The 19268-nt window shown below is 70.8% G+C and carries 4 protein-coding genes and 1 pseudogene; 2 read left to right on the forward strand and 3 right to left on the reverse strand.

Features of this window, described 5'->3' with window-relative positions; translation table 11 throughout:
• Positions 1 to 15: 15 nt before the first annotated feature.
• Together ACFVVO_RS24085 and ACFVVO_RS24090 are read right to left on the reverse strand one after the other, a co-directional pair.
• On the reverse strand, positions 16 to 2481 hold the full coding sequence (locus ACFVVO_RS24085; RefSeq protein ID WP_390057649.1) for a thioester reductase domain-containing protein: 2466 nt from the start codon (positions 2479 to 2481) through the stop codon (positions 16 to 18).
• Positions 2478 to 13697 (reverse strand): HAD-IIIC family phosphatase, encoded by an 11220-nt coding sequence (locus ACFVVO_RS24090; RefSeq protein WP_390057650.1) that lies wholly within the window; start codon positions 13695 to 13697, stop codon positions 2478 to 2480. Before ACFVVO_RS24090 ends, ACFVVO_RS24085 begins: the two co-directional genes overlap by 4 nt.
• A gap of 1085 nt (positions 13698 to 14782) precedes the next feature.
• Here ACFVVO_RS24090 and ACFVVO_RS24095 point away from each other — a divergent pair.
• Positions 14783 to 15859 (forward strand): fatty acid desaturase family protein, encoded by a 1077-nt coding sequence (locus ACFVVO_RS24095; RefSeq protein ID WP_390057651.1) that lies wholly within the window; start codon positions 14783 to 14785, stop codon positions 15857 to 15859.
• A 73-nt stretch (positions 15860 to 15932) separates the two neighbouring features.
• A pseudogene (locus ACFVVO_RS24100) lies at positions 15933 to 16280 on the forward strand (TrmO family methyltransferase); the annotation flags it as partial.
• Positions 16281 to 16433: 153 nt separating this feature from the next.
• On the opposite strand, the gene rph reads toward ACFVVO_RS24100, so the two are convergent.
• Positions 16434 to 19031, reverse strand: a complete 2598-nt coding sequence (gene rph / locus ACFVVO_RS24105) for a rifamycin-inactivating phosphotransferase (RefSeq protein WP_390057652.1) — start codon at positions 19029 to 19031, stop codon at positions 16434 to 16436.
• Positions 19032 to 19268 lie beyond the last annotated feature (237 nt).

Below are 19268 nucleotides of genomic sequence, written 5' to 3' on the forward strand. Positions count from 1 at the left end.
AGAGCGGTCGTGGTGTCATCGAAGGTGCTTCCTGTCCTTTTCCCACTTCGTGAGTTTGGCCTGGTACCTGTCCTTGTCGCGGTCGATCGCGTCCGGGCGCAGGTCGAGCAGTTCGGCGCCGGCGCGCAGCGTGGGCTCCAGCAGGCCCTGGCCCAGTTGCGTGCTGAACCAGCTCAGCCAGGTGAACTTGGCGATGCGCTGCTCCCGCATCGACAGATCGGGATTGACCCGGATGCCGTCTATCTGCTCTCGCTTGTAGGACTTTTTGGGCACCTTCATCGTTCCGGCCAGGCTCGCCGGTTCGCCCTCACGGCCGGCGCGGATGGTGAGAGTGCGTGCCTGCTGCAAGTAGTCGAAGCGGGCCCGGGCTGTCTTCCAGCCCTCCAGCCACCAGCCGTTCCCGTCGGAATCGCGCAGCGCCAGGCGGTAACGCAGCAGGGGGTGGTCCAGGCTGTGGCGGTGAGGCACTCCCTCATGGGGACGGACCCAGATCTCGCCGTCGTCCACGGTCAGCGGATCCGCGTGCAGCAGGGAACAGGAGACCGTGCCGCGTACGTCGATGGTGCGGTGCTGCACCAGTTGGTACATGCTGGCGATCGACAGGGTCAACGCGAAGGTGCAGCGAGTGTCGGGCTTGGCGTCGACCGGGCCCACTTTGCCGCGCATCGTCTCCCGGAACCACAGATACGGTGGGTCGTCACGACTGGGCAGGATCACCAGGCCGTCACGGGCCATTCGCTCGTAGCTCTTCAGCCGGGCCTGCGCGTCGACGCGGGCAGGCGGTGGCAGTTTGTGCCGGGCGACGAACGCCTCGGTCCGGTCCCCTGTCGCCATCGGGGCCGTGACGCTCGCCTCGACGATCTTCTGGCCGGCGGGGTTGCGCAGCACCCGCGCCATGAATTCGAGTTCGGGGACCGGATCGGTCTCACAGCGGTCCAGGAAGTCCTTGAGCCAGACATCCCACGGCATCACCCGAACGTTCAGCCCACCGAGTTCCTGGTCGCGGACCATCTCGGTGAGAGTGTCCGGCCGTCCCGTGAGGTGGTAGTTCTGGCCCCAGCCGCTCGGCTCGCAGATCACAGCGGTCGCGACGCGGCTCACCCAGTCCACCGGGGCGGAGTTCGAATAGTTGATCTTGGGTGCGACGCGGTAACGGGAGATGGCGGAGAAGAGGCCCGTATTGATGTCGTGTGGGTTGTAGGCGCCGGTGCGGGTGTGGCCGACGATGCCGCCGGGGCGCAGGAACGTCGCCTTCAGGCCGCGGTCGCGGGCTCGCCTGAGCGCCGCCTCGGCCGCCCACTTCGACTTGTCGTACCCCGCCGCCAGCCGGTCCACATGTGCCAGTGGATCGTCCTCGCCCATCGAGGCGATGCCGATCTCGTTGAACACGGCGATCGACGAGATGTGGTGCAGCGGTTTGGGCCGTCCGGTCATCGCGAGTTCGGCAAGGGACAGCACGCCGAGGACATTGGTCCGGCGCAGCGACGGGTAGCCGCGCAGGAAGTCCACGGCCGCCGCCACGCTGACGACCGAGTCGAGTTCGTTCGCCAGCAGGTTCCACTGTTCGTCCGTCAGACCGAGTCGGGGTTGGCGCAGGTCGCCGGGCAGGACAGTGACCCGTCGTCGGATCTCGGCCGACCAGGGGAGGGAGAAACCGGCGAGGCCCTCGGCGAGGCGCCGCTCCGCGTCCCGCACGCTGTCCCCGCGCACCAGGCAGACGACATGTGCGTCGCTGTGCCGCAGCAGATCGAGCAGCATGTGGCCACCCAGGAAGCCGTTGGCACCGGTCAGCAGGACACGGCGGGGCGGGACCGGATCCGGGTCACCGCACCAGGGGAGCAGGTCCGCACGTGCGAGGTCGGCCGTGATGAGGGCGAGGTCCTCGGCATGGTCGTCGAGCGCGGGGAGCGTCTCGTCCGGCGCGACGGGATCGGCCGGCACGAGGTCGGTGCCCGGCGACGCCGTCGTGGTGGCGGACGACGCCGAGGCCACCGGAAGTTCAAGGGCTCCGGTGGCCGCCGGTGCCTCGGGCAGTGTGCGCTTCGTCGAACCGCCCAGCCAGCGTTGAGCGAGGCGCCGGGGCCTGGCGTCGGCGAAGACGTCGTCCAGGCTGAGTCTGACGTTGAGGTCACGGTCGAGCACGGCGACGAGTCGGACGGCGTCCACCGACGTGGCACCGGCGTCGAAGAGATCGGTCTCGGCGTCGATCTCCTTGCCGCCCAGCAGTGCGGCCGCCTTCGAGACGATGGCCTTGGCAAGTTGTTCGAGACCCCAGACCGGTGCGCCGTCGACCGGGCCCTCCGGGTCATTCGCGCTGTCCATCGACTGCGGTCGCACGGTCGGCGGCTGAAAACGCGCCAGCAGACCGGCGATCGCGGCGGACCCGCGCGCACCGCCTTCGAGCAATTCCCCCTCGTACTGCCGGTCTAACTCGTGATTGCGGGCCGGTGCGTCGTCGCCGGTATCAGGGCTGGGTTTCATGCGGTTGCCTCCACGTTTTCGTCGGTTGTGGTGTCCCACGAGCGGAAGTCTCGGAGCCGGTCCGCGGGGACCAGCGCCTCCAGGCGCGGCGCCTCCGGGTCCCCGCCGGCCAAGGCGGCCACCAGCCGCCGTACGGGTACATTGCGGGGGGTACGCTCGGCGATCAGACGCACGGCCGGGCAGCCCAAGGCCACGGCTCGGTCTGCCAGCCAGCCGAGAACCCGTTCCTCGGCACCGCGGCCGAGCACCCGACAGCTCATCATCCAGCCCAGGACCTCGAGCGTCTCGCCGTCGGGACGGATCATGACGACGGCGATCTGCCCGTAGTCGCCGAACCTGTCCCGCGCCCGTACGGTCCACACCTCGCCGTCCTGTTGCCGGCGCGTCAGCTCCGCCTCGTCCACCGTCGAGGGGCGGAGATTGAACTGGTTGGTGCGCCGGGCCAGTTGGACAGAGCGTTCCATCGTGTCGGCGCCGAGTGGCTGGAAGTCCATTTCCAGGTTCAGCCGTTCCAGGAAGTCGGCGAAGGTGGTCCGGGAACGTGCTTGCTCGCGCACCCTGTCCTGCCGGTAGAAGTCCGCCCGCGCTGCGTCCTCCTGTGTCGCCGCGCGCGGGGTGACCGGCCAGAGCCTGGTCAGGAAGTCCGGCAGGCCTTCTCCGGACGGGCAGGTCACGCAGAGCACCTCGGGCAGAGCCGCCCTCATCCTGGCGATCTCGGCCGGGTTGTCGTCGAGGAACATGAACGTGTCCAGGCCGAGCCCGAGTTCCTCCGCGACCTCCCTGAGGCGCACGGGCTTCGGTGACCAACCGGCGGAGATCACTTGGAAGTGCTCAGCGCGGAGCGGACTGTCGGGCCGGTCGAGTACGGCACGTACGGTGGCCTCGTCGTTGTTGGAGACCAGCACCAGCAGAACACCCGCGGCACGCCATTGCAGCAGTCGGCGGGCAAGCTGGGCACGGCCCCCCATGAGGCCGACGTGCTCCGGCCCGTTCTCCCCTGCGATGCCGTCCCAGAGAGTCTCGTCGCCGTCCACCGCGATCACCTTGGGCGGGGTGCGGCGGGAGGCCCGCACCACTTCGGCGAGGGCAAGCGCCACCGCGGCCTGGAACTCCGTCCGGAACGGCAGGTGTGCCAGCGCGTCCGTCTCGGCGTCGAACGGGTTGGCGAAATCGTCGCCGCTGAAGCAATCCGGCCCCAGTACCGCGATGCCCGGCTGGTCCCGGAGGCGGGACCTCACCTGCTCCTCCCAGTCCCGGAGCCTCTCCTCGGTCGAGTGGGCGGGAAGCAGGCCGACGATCACCGGCCTCCCCGTGCGTTCGGCCAACGCGCGCAGGGCCGCCGGGTACTCCTCGCCCAGTTCGGCCAGCAACTCGTCGCTGATCTCGCCGTAACGCCCCAAGTCGGCGGCGCGCAGCAGGACAAGGGCTGCCGCGGTCGACGGATCGGAGAGAACGCCGGACGGGTCGTGCAGGGCGGCCAGGACCTGGTGATAGGGAGCTTCGGCGACGGTGAGTCCGGTGCCCTCGAGAGCGAGGCCGAGCAGCGCGGAGAGGTTGCCCAGAGCGAAGGTGGCTGTCAGAGCGACGGATCGGGGTGCCGATGAGCGTGACGGGGGCACGGGCAACGCTTCCGGCGTGAGCCCTGCCGTCTCCTTTTCCTTCGACGACGGCGCCACTGGCCCCGCTGTCCGGCGCACCGGAAGAGCGCCCACTGTGCCCGTGCCCGCTTGGCCGATCACCTCGGCGATCAGGTCGAGGAAGTCCCGGCCGAACCGGGCGCAGCTGGAGCTGTCCAGGATGTCCAGGTTGTAGTCGAGCCGGATATGCCCCAGATCCGGCGACACACTGATCATCAGATCGAGGTCGGAGTGGCCGGTGCCCGCGGGGAGCATCTCCAGTCCGGGCAATTTCAGGCCGCGCGGTGGAAGGTAGTTGAAGTAGACCTCGACCAATGGCGCGTTCTCGCGATACAGCCCCTCCGCCACCAGCGTGGACATGGTGTCCGAGAAGGAGATGCCCTTTTCGAGATGCACGCCCAGACGGTCGTCGGTCCGGCGCAGGACCTCGGCCACCGACTCGCCCGGGGAGGCCTCGGCGGGGAACGGTATCGGAACGCCGAAGAACCCGACCGCGTCGAGCGCTTCCGCGTGCATCCGGGTGTCCACCGGAACCGCCAGCACGAACCGGCTGCGCTCCCGCAGCCGGGCGAGGAACATGGTCAGCGTGCCCAGCCAGAAGGCGGCCGGGGTGATCCCAAGCCGTCTCGCCTCGGTTCCGACCCGCTCCGAGAGCCCATCGGGGACCTCCACGAGCGCGGTCGCCGCACGGTACGACCGTGCCGCGGGGCGGGGCTTCGCGAGGGTCAGATCCAGCCTGCGGATCCCGGAGAACCACTCGCGCGGCTGCGCCGCCGAGGCCTCCCGGCCGTCCGCCTCCTGCCGCGCCGGCTGGGCCCGCATCAGACCGTCGATATCGGCCAAGGAGGGAGCCGACGGCAGATGCTCACCCGTGAGGTCCGCGCCGATCTCCGCCGCCACCAGCCCGAGAGAGGACAGATCGGACACCGCGTGGTGCGCACCGTACAGCAGCACCTGCTTCCCAGACGGGTACTCGAGCAGCTCGAACCGCCACAGCGGCGCCACGGCAAGCTCGAACGGTACTTCCAGCAGCTCGCGCAGTCGCCGGTCCGGGTCCGTGTCCTCGTCGACGGGCGACCATCGCAGCAATGCTCCCGGCAGGCTCTGCCCGACCTCCAACCGGAGGCCGTGCTCGGGGTCCGCGACGATCGCCGTCCGCAGGGCCGCGTGCCGGGCGGCGAGGTCGCCCAGTACTCCGGTCAGCCGTTCCCGGCCGACCGGAGCGGCGAGCTGCACGGCGGAGCCGATGTTGTGGGTGGCTCCCGGGGTGCCCAACTGCTCCGTGCGCAACATACGTATGACGTCACGGGTCGCCGGGCATCGTACGGTTCCGTCGGCGCCCGGCACGACGAGCGGCTCGGCGCCTTCCCGGCGCGTGTCCCTCCCGGGCACCAGCGGTTCCCTGGCCTCCGCGCCGGTCTGGCCGTCGAGAATCCAGTCCGCGATGTCCATGACACTCGCCCCGCCGAGCAGCGCCGCCACCGGCGGTGCCTGTCCGAAGTCGGCCTCCACCAGACCTCGGGTGCGCATGGCCGTCACCGAGTCGATACCAAGCTTGGTGAGCGGGGTCGAGACGTTCAGCTGGTCGACATCGAAGCCCAGCAGTTCCGCGACATGGAGCCGTATCCGGTCCATCACCTGCGTTCGGGCGCCGGCATCCCCGGTCAGGGGGGCGTCGGTCCGGGCTCCGACCATGGCGGGTTGGGCGTGGGTGGGCGCGGCGAGGTCGCGAGGCGGCGTGGGCGGCGCGGTCTCGGCCGCGGGGGCCGGCACGGGCAGCCGGGGTGCGCGGCCGACCCAGTAGCTGCCCGGTTCGAACGCGGTCGGCGGGAGCGGTGCCATGCGGCGCGGCCCGGCGTGGAGGCCGTGCCACGGTACGCGTACACCGCGCACCCACAGCTCGGCCAGTTGCTCCAGGACGTGGTCCTCGACGAGGCCGGCGAGGAAGGAATCCCCCCGGGCGCCGGACAGGACAGCGGTCATCGGTCCGGCGTCCTCGTCGGCGTTGCCGCGATGCGAGGTCGCGCCGCCCGCCGTGGCGACCGCGCCGTCGGCCAGGTGCTGTTCGAGGGCGTGCCCGAGCTGCTCGCGGTCGGCGGCGACCAGGGCGAGCCGCTCGGGCAGGTGCTCCCGGCACAGTTGGGACGTGTAGGCGATGTCGGCAAGGCTCGCCGTGTCGTCGCCTTCGAGGAAGTGGTGCAGGCGGCCTGCGGCCGTGCGCAGCAGCTCGGGGGTGCGGGCGGACACCAGGACGACCTGGGGCGCGGGGTCAGGGGCGCTCCGATCGGGGTGGGCGGTCACTGGCGGTGCCTCGACGACGAGGCTGACGTGGCTGCCGCCGGCCGCGACGGAGTTGACGAGGGCGCGGCGAGGTGCGACGCCGCGGGGTGCCCAGTCCGTCAACCGGTCGGCGAGCCGGAGGGCCGAACCCTCCAGGTCCAGACGTGGGTTGGGAGTGCCGACGTCGACGAGCGGCGCGACCCGGCCGTGCTGGAGCTGGAGCACGACCTTGGTGAGCTGGGCGATGCCGGAGGCCGCCTCGGGGTGGCCGAGGTTGGACTTCACGGTGCCGACGTGGACGGTGTCACGGACGTCGGCGAACACCTCGCGCAGGGCGCGCACTTCGACCTCGTCGGAGAAGGCGGTGCCGTTGGCGGCGGTCTCGACGTACCCGATGTCGGCCGGTGCGGCGGCGGCCCGTTCCAGGGCCCGTCGCATGGTGGCGACCTGGGTGCGGTGGTTCGGCGTCATGAAGCCGTTGGAGCGGCCGCTGTGCAGTGAGGCGGTGCTCTTGATGACGGCGTGCACGGTGTCGCCGTCGCTAAGGGCGGCCTCCAGCGGCTTGAGCAGGACGGCGCCGACCGCCTCGGCGGGCAGGTAGCCGTCGCCGTCGCGGAAGCTGCGCGCGCCGGGGTGGGTGCCGAGCAGTTGCATCTCGCCGAGTGCCAGGTACTTGTCGGGGTGGACGTTCAGGTTGACGCCGCCGGCGACGGCCAGCTCGCACTCGCCGCGCAGCAGGTCGGCACAGGCGAGGTGCACGGCCATCGCGGAGGACGTGCACATGCTGTCCACGGCCAGGCTCGGGCCCTCCAGGCCGAAGAAGTGGGAGACGCGGTTGGCGATGAGGTTGTACGAGGCGGAGGCGGTGAGCGCCGCCAGGGCCGGGTCGGCGGCCGCGTCCGCCCGGTACATCTGGTAGGCGGCGCCGACGTAGACCCCGACACGCCGCTGGTAGCGCCGCTCGACGACCTCCTGGGTGACGCCGCCCTGCTCCAGCAGGTGCCACACGGTCTCCAGGAACAGCCGCTGCTGGGGGTCCATGGCGGCGGCCTGGCGGGGCGAGATGCCGAAGTGCAGCGGGTCGAAGCGGTCGATGCCGTCGAGGAACGCCCCCCACTGGGCCCGGCCATCGGTGTCCCAGCGGTCGGCCGGCACCTCGGTGACGCAGTCCCTGCCCTCGCGCAGCGCCGCCCAGAACTCCTCCAGGCTGTCGGCGTGCGGGTAGCGGCCGCTGATACCGGTGATGGCGATGTCCTGGCTGCGGTGATCCTGCTCGTGCCGGACCGGTGAGGGGGCCTGCACAGCGCGGGGGTCCACGGCGGCCCGGGCCCGTGCGGGGGCCGCTGCGGACGAGGGCTCGCCGACGAGATCGCGCAGCGCCTGCGGGTGGTCGGCGGCGAGATAGTGGGCGAGGCCGCGTACGGTCCGCACCTCGAACAGCAGCGTCCGCGACAGCGGGCCGAAGGTCTCCTCCAGCGGCTGGAGCATGGTCACGGCGAGCACGGAGTCCATGCCGTACCGCTCCAACGGGGTGTCGGGGTCCAGCCGCTCGGGACCGAGCTTGAGGGTCGCCGCCAGCATCCGCCGCAAGTGGGAGACGGCGCGCTCTTCGAGCACCGGTACGGCGGTATCGGCGGCGGAGGGCGTGGGGTCGGGGCCGGCAGGGGCGGGGACCGCGAGCGTGGTCCCGCTCGGCGGGGCCGGAGCCGCGGGTGCGCGCTCGGTCGACGGGGCCGGCGCGTAGCCGTCCGTCAGCTCGGCCGGCAGGGCCTCGCGACGGCCCGCGACGACCAGCAGACTGCCGTCCCTGCGGACGTCCTCGTCGGCGAGCGCGAACCGCAGGGCGGCCAGGCCGCGTTCGGTGTCGAGCGGCACGAGTCCCGTGGCGCGCAGTTGCTCCCGGACCGTGTCTCCGGCTCCCATGCCGCCCTCGTCCCACAGCGGCCAGCCGACGGACACGGTACGGCCGCTGCGCAGGCCCGTGTCGACGAGCCGGTTGCGGTGGGCGGCGTAGGCGTCCATGAACGCGTTGGCGGCGGCGTAGTCGGCCTGGCCGGGGTTGCCGAAGGCGCCGGCGATCGAGGAGAAGCAGACGAACAGCTCCAGCGGCTGCTCGCGGGTCAGCTCGTCGAGGTGGACGAGACCGGCGACCTTGGGGGCGAGGACGCGCTCCAGTTCCTCGGCGCTCTTGCGGACGAGGAAGTTGTCGTGGACGACGCCGGCGGAGTGCAGCACGCCGGTCAGCGGCCCGTGCTCGTCGGTGATGTGGGCCAGCAGACGGGCCAGGGCGTCGCGGTCGGTGACGTCGGCGCGCCGGTGGTCGACGGTCAGGCCGGTGGCGCGCAGGGCGTCCAGCTCGGCCCGCTGGGCGTCGGTCAGCGGGGAGCGCCCGGTGAGCACCACGGTGGCCGTGCCGACGGCGGCGGCGATGTCCCGGGCCACGATGAGGCCCAGTCCGCCGACCCCGCCGGTGACAAGGTAGACGCCGCCCTCCCGCCAGGGCGTCGGCGCGGGCCGCAGCGGGACCTCGGTGGGGCGGCGCACCAGGCGGCGGCCGTCACGGTGGCGCACCTCCGGCTCCGGGCCGGTGGTCGCCTCGGCTGCGAGACGGGCGGCGACGGTGGCGGGGGCGGCGCCGTCCAGGCACTCCACGTACTGCGTGTGCAGCCGCGGGTTCTCCAGGTGGGCGGTGCGCAGCAGCCCGGCCAGCCCGCCGAGGCAGGCCGGTTCGCCGAGATCCGCGGTGCCGACGGAGACGACCTGCAGCAGGACAGGCCGACGTACGCCGCGCTCCAGGAGCTCGCGGATCAGCGTGAACAGCCCGCGCGCCGCGTCGGTGTACAGGCGGTCCGGCGGGCCGTCGGCGAGGTCGAGGACGGTGCAGGTCGTGTCGGCGGGCAGGGCGGCCCGCAGGGTGTCGCGGTCGCCGTCGGTGAGCCGGCCGAGCACCACGACGTGCCGTTCGGCGAACGGCTCGCCGGACACGGCCGGTGCGCTGGGGCGCGCGGCCCACTCCGGCCGCAGCAGCACGACGTCAGGGGTGTCGCCGCCCGCGGAACGCTGCGGTGCGCCCTCGGTGTCGAGGTCGAACCAGCAGCGCTCGCGGGCGAAGGGGTAGCCGGGCAGGCTGATGCGGCGCACGGGGGTACCGACGGGGCGAGCGTGCTCCCACTCCACCACGGCGCCATCGGCCCACAGCGCCAGCAGCGTCTCGTACGAACCCCGCCGCGTCCAGGCAGCCAGGGCAGAGCGTACGGCGTCACCGTCCGCGGGACGGTCCGGGCGGACGGTGCCGCGTACCCAGGGGCCGGTCACGGCAGGATCGGTGGTGAAGGCGGCGAGCCGCTCGCGGGCCTCGGCGAGGGAGGCCGCGGCGAAGGCGAGGCGCTCCTCCAGCGCCATGCGCCCGGTCTGCAGGGTCCAGGCCACGGCCGGGAGATCGGCGTCGGACAACTCGCCGAGCCGGGCGTGCAGGCGGCGGGCCTGCTCGACGAGCTGGGCCTCGCTCTTGGCGCAGAGCACGAACAGCGACGGGCCGGCCGACGTGACCGCGGGGCCGACGGGTTGCCGGTACTCGGCGATGACGACGTGGGCGTTGGAGCCGCCGCCGCCGAAGCTGGAGATCCCGGCGACGCGTGGCACAGTGCGCCGTTCGCCGCCACCGTCCACGACGGGCCGGTGCCACGGCTCCAGGGTGCGCTGGACGCGCAGCGGGCTGCGGTCGAAGTCGATGTACGGGTTGAGGGTCGCGGAGTGCAGGCTCGGCACCAGTTCGCCGTGCCGCATCTGCAGTAGCACCTTGGTGACGCCGGCGATGCCGGCGGCGCTCTCGCAGTGCCCGATGTTGGACTTCACGGAGCCGATCGCGAGGCGCTCGGGCGTGCCGCCCGCGCTGCGGAAGGCCCGCTCCAGGCCGGAGACCTCGACGGGGTCACCGAGGGACGTACCGGTGCCATGCGCTTCGAGGTAGCTCAGGGAGCGCGGGTCGACACCGGCGGCGGTGAGCGCGTCGGCGATCACCTCGCCCTGCGCCACCGGGGTGGGCACCGAGTAGCCGCTGGTGCGGCCGCCGTGGTTGACCGCGGTCCCCTTGACGACGCCGTGGATCTGGTCGCCGTCGGCGATGGCCCGCGCCAGCGGCTTGAGCAGGACGGCGCCGACGCCCTCGCCGGGCACGTAGCCGTCACCGCCCTCGCCGAAGCTCCGGCACCGGCCGTCGCTGGAGAGGAACCTGCGCTGCCCGAGCACCAGGTACTTGTTGGGGTGCGGGGTGAGATTGACGCCACCCGCGAGCGCGGTGTCGCACTGCCCACTGCGAATGGCCTCACAGGCGAGGTGGATGGCGGTGAGACTGGACGAACACATGGTGTCCACGGCCAGGCTCGGGCCGTGGAAGTCGTAGAAGTACGACACCCGGTTGGCGACCGTGGAGGCGCTGCCCCAGAGGGCGTCGGGCCTGCCGCGCTCCTGCGCCTGGGCGCCGAGGAGCTGGTACTCCTGGTACATCACGCCGACGAACACGCCGACCTTGGCGTTCCGGGAAAGACGGTCGGCGGTGTACCCGGCGTCCTCCAGGGTGTGGTGGGCGCACTGCAGGAACAATCGTTCCTGCGGGTCGAGGTGGTCCGCCTCGAGCAGGGATATGTGGAAGAACAGCGGGTCGAACCGGTCGATGTCGTCCAGGAATCCGCCCCAGGAGCCGGCGCCGGCGTCCGCGTACCGCTGCCGGTTCCAGCGGTCGGCCGGGACCTTCCGGATGGAGTCCCGGCCTGAACGCAGGTTCTGCCAGAACTCGTCCAGGTCGGCGGCCTCCGGGTAGCGGCCGCTGACCCCGATGATCGCGATGTCGCCGTCGCGCACGGGCTCCGGCCCGACCGCGTCGTCGGAAGAGGAGTCCCGCAGGTGGCGTGTGGACAGGCCGGTCAGCTCCACGCACACCCGGCCGTGCTCGTCGAGGACGGTGACGTCGAGCCGTGCCGCTGTGGTCTCCATGGCGCCACCGGGCCGTTGGCGGATCCACGCGTACGCGGTGGTGGGGGTGGCGGCGACGGCTTCGGCTCGTTCGAGGGCGAAGGGCAGCGCGAGGCCGGCCGACCGGCCATCCGCCGCCTCCGCCAGCCACAGTCCCACCGTGGCCTGGAGGGCGCCGTCGAGGATGCTCGGGTGCATCAGACCACCGACGCCCAGAGGCTCCGCCTCGGGCGGCAGGCGCAGTTCGGCCAGGACCTGGGGGCGTCCGTCGGGGTCGGTGCCGACGCCCAGCCGAGCGACCGACCGCTGGGAGGGGCCGTAGACCATCCCCATGCCGTCGTAGAGTCCGTAGATGTGCTCGCCGGTGTGGACGGTATCGGCGCAGGCGGCACGCAGGTCGTCGAGAAGGGGCGGGAGCCGCGGGGCGTCCTGGGCGAGTGCCACGCGCCCCTGGCTGCACAGGGTGGTGTCACCTCGTTCGTCCACGCTGTGGATCTCGTACGTGCAGCCGCCCGCAGTGGTTGTGCACACGCGCACCCGCAGCACGAGTCCCTCGGGACCGCAGACGGCGGGCCGCAGCCACACCACGTCGGTCAGCCGGACGGCGGCGGCGTCGCCCTGTCCCAGCGCCCTCGCGGCAGCCACCCGGGCCATCTCCAGATGGGCGACTCCAGGCAGAACCCTTCCGCCGTGCACCCGGTGGTCGCGCAGGCAGGGCTCGTCGCCGGTGAAGCGTGTCTCGTACGTCGTGCCGTCGCCGTCACCGGTGACGGTCCGATGGAGCAGCGGATGGGGCTGCGCTGCCGGTATCTGCCGGTCGGAGACGGCCGGGTTGCGGTGCTCATGGCCGAGGTGTTCCGCGAGGGCCCGCAGGGTGTGGTGCTCTTGGAAGGCGGTGAGCGGGACGGTCAGGCCGAGGCGCGCGTTCACCCGGTCGGCCAGGTGTGCCAGGCCCCGCACGTCCAGCCCGAACTCGGCCAGCTCGGCGTCGGCGTGGAGTTCGGCGACGGGGACACCAAGGAGCGTGGACACCTCTTCGGCGAGGGCGGCGCGTAAGGCGGAGTCGGAGTACGGATCGTCGCTCCGGGCGCTGGGCGATGGAAGGGCAGCGGCAGCCGGAGCCGGGACGACGGCAGCCGGCCCCCGATCGGATGGGGCGGGAGCCGTGGGGGTGGTCGCCGGGACCTGCGCGGGCACTTGCGACTCCAGCCACACCGCCAACTCCGCGACCGTCCGATGCTCGAACATCACCGTCGGCGACAACTCCACCGACAGCCGCTCCTCCAACTCCGCCACCAACGACAGCAGATCGGCCGACGCCAACCCCAACTCGTAGTAACCAAGGTCCACATCCACCTGGTCCGCGGCCATCTCCAACCGGGCAGCCACCAACCCCCGCACCACCTCCGCCAGGCCACCCCCAGCCGAAGCAGCCACCACCGCAGGCGCCGCGGTAGCCGGTGCCGGCAAGGTGGAGGCGTCGCCGCTTACGTCGAGGGACGCCGCGGCGCGGACCCGCTTGGCCACGAACTGGCCCACCTCGGCGACCTTCGCGCCGGTGGCGTCGTAGAACTCCACGCTGAGCCGTATGAGTTCCTCGTCCCGGCGTACGGAGTCGGCGCGGACGCGGACGTAGCAGCGGCTCCCCAGCGGTCCGGTGGCGCGGAACCGCTCGAACATGAGCGGCAGGTAGAGGCCGGGACCGTCGTTGTCGCCGTACAGCATGCCGATGGCGACACCACCGCCGAGGAGGCCTGCCTCGAACAGGGCCGGGTGGAAGAGGAACGTGGCGTTGGTTCCCTGGTGTTCGGGGGCGAGTTCCACTTCGGCGATCCAGTCGCCGGGCCGGTGGTGGACCACTCCGCTGATCTTCATCAGGCCGGAGTGGACCAGGTCGTACTCGCGGCACCAGGTGTAAATCTCATCGAGCGTGGTCTGCCGGGTGGCCCCGTCGACAGGCAGTGGAAGCCGTTCGGTGTAGGCGGAGGGGGCACAGCGGCGCACGGTCGCGACGGCGTGGACAACGTCGACGGTGTCCTCGGGGCGTCGGCTGCGGACCTCGACACGCCAGCCGCCGTCCGGCCCGGGGCGTCCTTCGACGGTGGTGAGGGCGCGCCGCGCGGACCCGACGACGAGCGGAGCAAGGATCGTGAGGTTGCGTAACTCCACGTCCTGCATGGGGAGGCCATGCCGAGCGAGGACCTGGAGGACCAGGTCCACGTAACCGACTCCGGGCAGGAGGCTGCGTCCGTAGACGACGTGCCCGTGCAGCAGCGGGTTGTCGGCGGTGACAGTGAAGGTCTCGCTGAACGTGGTCGATTCGGTCATCGGTGTCCGTCCCAGTAGGAGCATCAGGCCGGTGGGCAGGCCTGGTGGGGGCATAGCCGGTGGAAAACAGCCGGAGTCGCACCACGGGAATCCCCGAATGCCGGCGCATGGGCATGCGGTTCGGACAGGAACCGCTCTGCGGGCCGGAGGGCAGTGCGTTCAGTTCAGGACGACGGCGGTCAGGAAAAATCCGTCGCGGATAGTCGGCATTCGCTGATACGGCGAAAACCGGGTCTCCGGCGGCCATCGGAGCGGGCGCCGGGAATCGCGGAATCGCGCGAGGAGTCCCCGTCAGGTCCGATGCCGATCCGCTCCGCGCCGAATCCTGGAAGGCGCAACTAAAGAATGCGCACGCGGCCTACGCGGATCTGAACAAATTGGCTGGGAAAAGGCTTGATCGCCGCGTGCTGAGCTGCTGGACCTGGCGTGTTCGTCGTGCGGCCCGATCATTTCCAGACGGTCTTCGGGAGCGGTTCTCCGCGTTCCGTCGGCGACTTCCGCTGTCCAGCAGGACATGCCGTCCCCGCTGCACGTCAGTGGTTCCTGGCCATGGCGAGTACTGCTCTCTTCGAGAGACCTCGCTGAGGGTGGCCGGCATCAGGAGTCGGAAGTTGAATGATGAGTGAACAACGCGAAGCGGAGCGGACGTTCAACACTCACGCTCACACAATCCCCACTTGGTCTCGACCATCATGGTTGGATTCACCCCCCGAGAGTTTCGCAACCTTGATCGAATAGAAAGGGAGCTTAGGTCATCCGCTGCAAGCCGTCAACCATGATCGGCGACCCGGAACACCGCGGCTGCCCAATATCTGAATCGACCAGGTCAGGCGATGTGCCGGGACTCGTGAATCACTCCCACATGCCGGTCTCGGCGAGTATGTCCATACGGGGGATTCGCCATCAGTGAACGGTGGGGGACAAGCCCACTGGGGCGACCGGGCGGTGGCGGGAGCCCGGAGAGCGGGGCCCGGCCTGCCGGCGCACCGGGGGATAACCCCCGGTTGCCCAGGGGGAATGCCTCGCACGCGGAGGGTGGCTGGCAGGCTTCCTCAGGTCGCGGGGCCGACCGGAGACTTTCGGACATGACGACTTCCCCCGATGTCTCCTTGACGTCCCAGTCCGCTCCCGCCGTCGCGGAAAGGTCCGGCGCCGACGGCGGCAGTGACTTCGCACGGCTCTCCCAGCGGATAGCCGCGGCCGGCCTGATGCGTCGGCGCCCCGGCTACTACGCGACACGCGTCGGCCTGGTGGCCGTGCTGTACACGGCGGGCTGGGGGTCCTTCTTCGCTCTGGGTGACACCTGGGGGCAACTGGCCGTCGCGGCCTTCTTGGCCTTCGTGTTCGGGCAGGTGGCCCTGCTCGCGCACGACCTGGCCCACCGGCAGGTCTTCCGGCGACGCCGGCCCAGCGAGATCATGGGCAGGCTGTTCGGGAATCTGGGTGTGGGGATGAGCTACGGCTGGTGGATGAACAAGCACACGCGCCACCACGCCAACCCCAATCACGAGGACCTCGACCCCGATGTCGCCCCCGACATCCTGGTGTGGTCCACCGATCAGGCGCGCGCCAGCCGTGGTGTGGCGCGTCTGATCGGCTGCCACCAGGCCCTGCTGTTCTTCCCGTTGCTGACCCTCGAAGGCTTCAACCTGCACGTCGCGAGCCTGCGGGCGCTGCGTTCGCCGTACATGAGGAAGCGAACCCTGGAGGGCGCCCTGCTCCTGCTGCACATCGCGGGCGTGCTGTCCGCCCTGTTCCTGGTCCTTCCGCCGGGCAAGGCGGTTGCGTTCCTGGCGCTGAACCAGTGCCTGTTCGGCGTGTATCTCGGCTGCACCTTCGCCCCGAACCACAAAGGTATGCCCACCTTCACCGGTGACGAGCGGCCCGACTTCCTGCGGCGCCAGGTCATCACCTCCCGCAACGTGCGTGGCGGCCGGTTCACCGACGTGATGCTCGGCGGCCTCAACTACCAGATCGAGCACCACCTGTTCCCGAGCATGCCCACGCCCCATCTGCGCCGCGCCCAAGCCGTCGTCCGGCAGTACTGCGCCGAGATCGGGGTGCCCTACCACGAGACCGGACTGATCCGCTCCTACCGCGAGGCCCTGATCCACCTGCACCGGGTGGGGGAGCCGATCAGGCGGCAGCGAAGGGCACGGTGACAGCCGATGGCCGTGCCGACCTGCTGGTCGTTCACGCCCGGCGTGGAAGGCCTGGACCCCGGGTGCGACGGGGTTGGCCTCTGGCCATGCCGAGCTTCGAGATCACACCGACAGGTACGGTCCGGAACGACCGAACGGACGCCAGCACACGGACAACTGGGGTGCCGTCCGCAGCACGATCACCGTCGACGAGCGCTTCGGCGAGGCCTGCCCCCAGGGTCTGGAGGGTTTCTCCCACGTGGAGGTCCTCTTCGCCTTCGACCACTTCCCGGAACACGACGACTACCGTGAACCCCGTCCCTACCGCGGCCGCTCCGGCCTCCCGCCCGTGGGCGTCTTCGCCGGCCGCGGCCCCCGCAGACCGAACCGCATCGGAGTGACGTCCTGCGCCATCGAATCCGTCCGCGGCCGCGAACCGACGTTGGTGGGCCTCGACGCGGTCTCGGGCACTTCGGTCATCGACCTGAAGCCGACGATGGAGGCGTTCCGCCCGGTGGACATCGAGCAGCCGGACTGGGTCAGCCGCCTGATGTCGGAGTACTTCCAGCCGAAGGACGTGACGCGAAAGGGCCGGTCAAGGAAGGATCTCGACGTACCCGTCGGTGCCGTGCACCCGGATCCGCTGACCGTCGCGGATCAGCCGGGTGGCCCGCTCCACACCGACCACGGCAGGCAGGCCGTACTCCCGGGCGATCACGGCGCCATGGGTCATCAGGCCGCCCACCTCCGTCACCAAGCCCGCGATCCCGACGAACAGGGGCGACCAACTGGGGTCCGTGTAGGGCGTGACCAGGATGTCGCCCGCCTCGAGATCGGCCTCGGCGATGTCAAGGACGACGCGGGCCCGGCCCTCCACGGTCCCGGCGGACACCGGCAAGCCGATCAGGGCACCGGCCGGCACGTCGTCGCGGTGGTACGCCCCGTTGACGGACTCACCTTCCGACGTCAGCACCCGGGGAGGTGTCAGCGCCTGATACGACCGGAAAGCGTCCTTGCGCTGCTGGATGAGCCGGTGATCCACCTGGTTCGAGCGCACGACGTCATGGAACTCCTGGAACGTGAGGTAGAAGACGTCCTCCCTCTCGGCGAGCACACCGGCCTGCACCAGGCGCTCGGCCTCCTCCAGCAAGGCCTGCTTGTAGACGAAGTAGCGGCTGACGATGCCGTACTTCGGGTACTCCCGGTAGCCGATGAAGGTCCGGACCCGGTCGATCATCCGCTTGGCCTCGTCCGCCTTCCGCTCCCCGTCCGGCAGGGCCAGCAGGCGTGACAGCACATCCAGTTCCTTCTTCCGCGCATCCAGGCGCCCTTCCTCGAAGCGCCGTTCCGCGGCACCCGGCTCGAAGTTCCTGACGTTGTCGAGGATCACGGGTACGAGCGTGGTGGGGCGCTCGCGCCAGCGCGGCCTCGTGATGTCGATCTCGCCGACGCAGCGCATGCCGTACCGGTCGAGGTAGCCCTCGATGGCGTCGCGTGCCTCGGTCCCGCCCGGGAGCTTCGCCAGCTCGTCCAGGAAGCTCTCGTCCTCGACGCCCCGCAGGAAGGCGACCACCTCCGCATGCGGGCGGATGACGTCCGCGACGTCGAGCAGCGCAAGACCCATCTGCGAAGTGACGTTGCCGGGCGCGGACAGCGTGAGCGTGTCGGCCGCGTTCTTCTCGCCGAGCCACTCGTGCAGCTTGTCGTTGAGCCACCACGTGGCCTCCATCCCCGCCATGATCACCTGAAGGTTCAGCGGATCACCGAGGACCCGCTTGTGCTCCTCGAAGGCCTCCAGCAGAAAGTCGAACAGCGCCGGCCCGGTCTTCGTCCGGATGTCGCGCTCCAGGGCGGCGACGGACTTCTGGCTGCGTTCGATCAGCTCGGTGACGATGGCCGGATCGGTCTCGACGGAGGCGGAGGCGCCGCGGGCCGGCGGCCCGCCGGGTGCCCCGTCCGGGAGTGACGGGACGAAGCCGTCGCGGTCCAGGACGGTCTGCAGCGCGTCCCTGATCAGCGGATCGGACCTCCCCATGAGGTCCAGGAGGCCGGCGCGGCTCGCGGGCGAAGCCAAGCGCCCGGTGACGTCGACGAACAGCCTCCCGCCGGCGTCGTGCATCCGCACCATGGCCGTCAGCTGCCACATGGAGAGCCCCAGGGGCTTCATGGGGTCGGTCATCATCTGCTGATGACCGACGGAGACGTACACGTGGTTCTCCTGGTCATCTGTCTCAGGGACGGGGAACAGCGTCGTGATCGGCCGGCTCTGAACGATCTGGAAGTCGCCGTCGGCCAGGCACCATTCGATGTCCTGCGGGCGGCCGAAGTACGCCTCGATCCGCCGCCCGAGCCGCACGAGCCGAACCACCTGTGCGTGCGTCAGCGCCGGCTGCTCCTGCCGCTGCGCGTCGATCGCGACTTCCCGCGTACCGCCACCCGGCAGGGCCTGAACGGCGCGGGGCTTGGCAGCGATCGCCTCGGCGACGACTTCGCCGTCCCGCACCTTGAACACGTCCGGGTTCACCAGACCGGAGACCAGTGCCTCGCCGAGGCCGAAGCCGGCGTCCACGGTGGCGACCTTCCGGTTGCCCGTCACGGGGTCGGCCGTGAACAGGATGCCGGCAGCCTGCGGGAGGACCATCTGCTGCACGACCACGGACATGTGAACCGTACGGTGGTCGATGCCGTTCCGCCGGCGGTAGGTGACGGCACGCTCGGTGAACAGCGAGGCCCAGCACCGGCTCACGTGCTGAAGGATCGCCGTCGGCCCCACGACGTTCAGATACGTGTCCTGCTGACCGGCGAAGGAGGCCGTCGGCAAGTCCTCCGCCGTCGCGCTGGACCGGACGGCGTAGGCGGCCTGCTCGCCGTTCCGGACGAGCGCACGCGTGATCTGTGCCGCGAGATCGCCGGGGATGGCGATGTCCTCGATGGTCCGGCGGATCTGCGCGCTGAGCGTCCGGATCGCCTCCCGATCGCCCAGGGGCAGGCGGGACAGCTCCTCGAGCCGATCGTCGATCGACGGCGCTTCCGCCATGATCCGCCGGAAGGCGTCCGTCGTCACGCAGAAGCCGGCCGGCACGTGGATGCCGGCGATACGCGACAGCCGGCCCAGGTTCGCGCCCTTGCCGCCGACCGCGCCGACCTGCCTTTCGTCGACCTCTCGAAGATCCAACACGTACTGCTCGGTCATTGACCCTCCCACTGCTGCTTCGACGGCACCTCACCCCCGTACGTCGGCTACGACACACACGTCGCGCCCCGTTTCCGCAGGTTGTGGGCTCGGCCGACGATTCTGCGCCAGGACCCGGGCCTTGCCGCAAGCCCCCCAGTGCGCTATAAGTTGAGAGTGGCGAGGAGAGGGATCTCCTCGCCTTTGGCATTGGTCATCCGCTCGTCCCATCGAGGGGTGAGTGCAGCGCTGTTCGTG

It is taken from the genome of Streptomyces sp. NPDC058145 (assembly GCF_042884245.1).
Taxonomy (GTDB): domain Bacteria; phylum Actinomycetota; class Actinomycetes; order Streptomycetales; family Streptomycetaceae; genus Streptomyces.

What these genes read in the sequence shown, in the direction of transcription:
- ACFVVO_RS24085 (WP_390057649.1), bottom strand. Translation starts at nt 2,481, where the DNA reads ATGAAACCCAGCCCTGATACCGGCGACGACGCACCGGCCCGCAATCAC.
- ACFVVO_RS24090 (WP_390057650.1), bottom strand. Translation starts at nt 13,697, where the DNA reads ATGACCGAATCGACCACGTTCAGCGAGACCTTCACTGTCACCGCCGAC.
- ACFVVO_RS24095 (WP_390057651.1), top strand. Translation starts at nt 14,783, where the DNA reads ATGACGACTTCCCCCGATGTCTCCTTGACGTCCCAGTCCGCTCCCGCC.
- rph (WP_390057652.1), bottom strand. Translation starts at nt 19,031, where the DNA reads ATGACCGAGCAGTACGTGTTGGATCTTCGAGAGGTCGACGAAAGGCAG.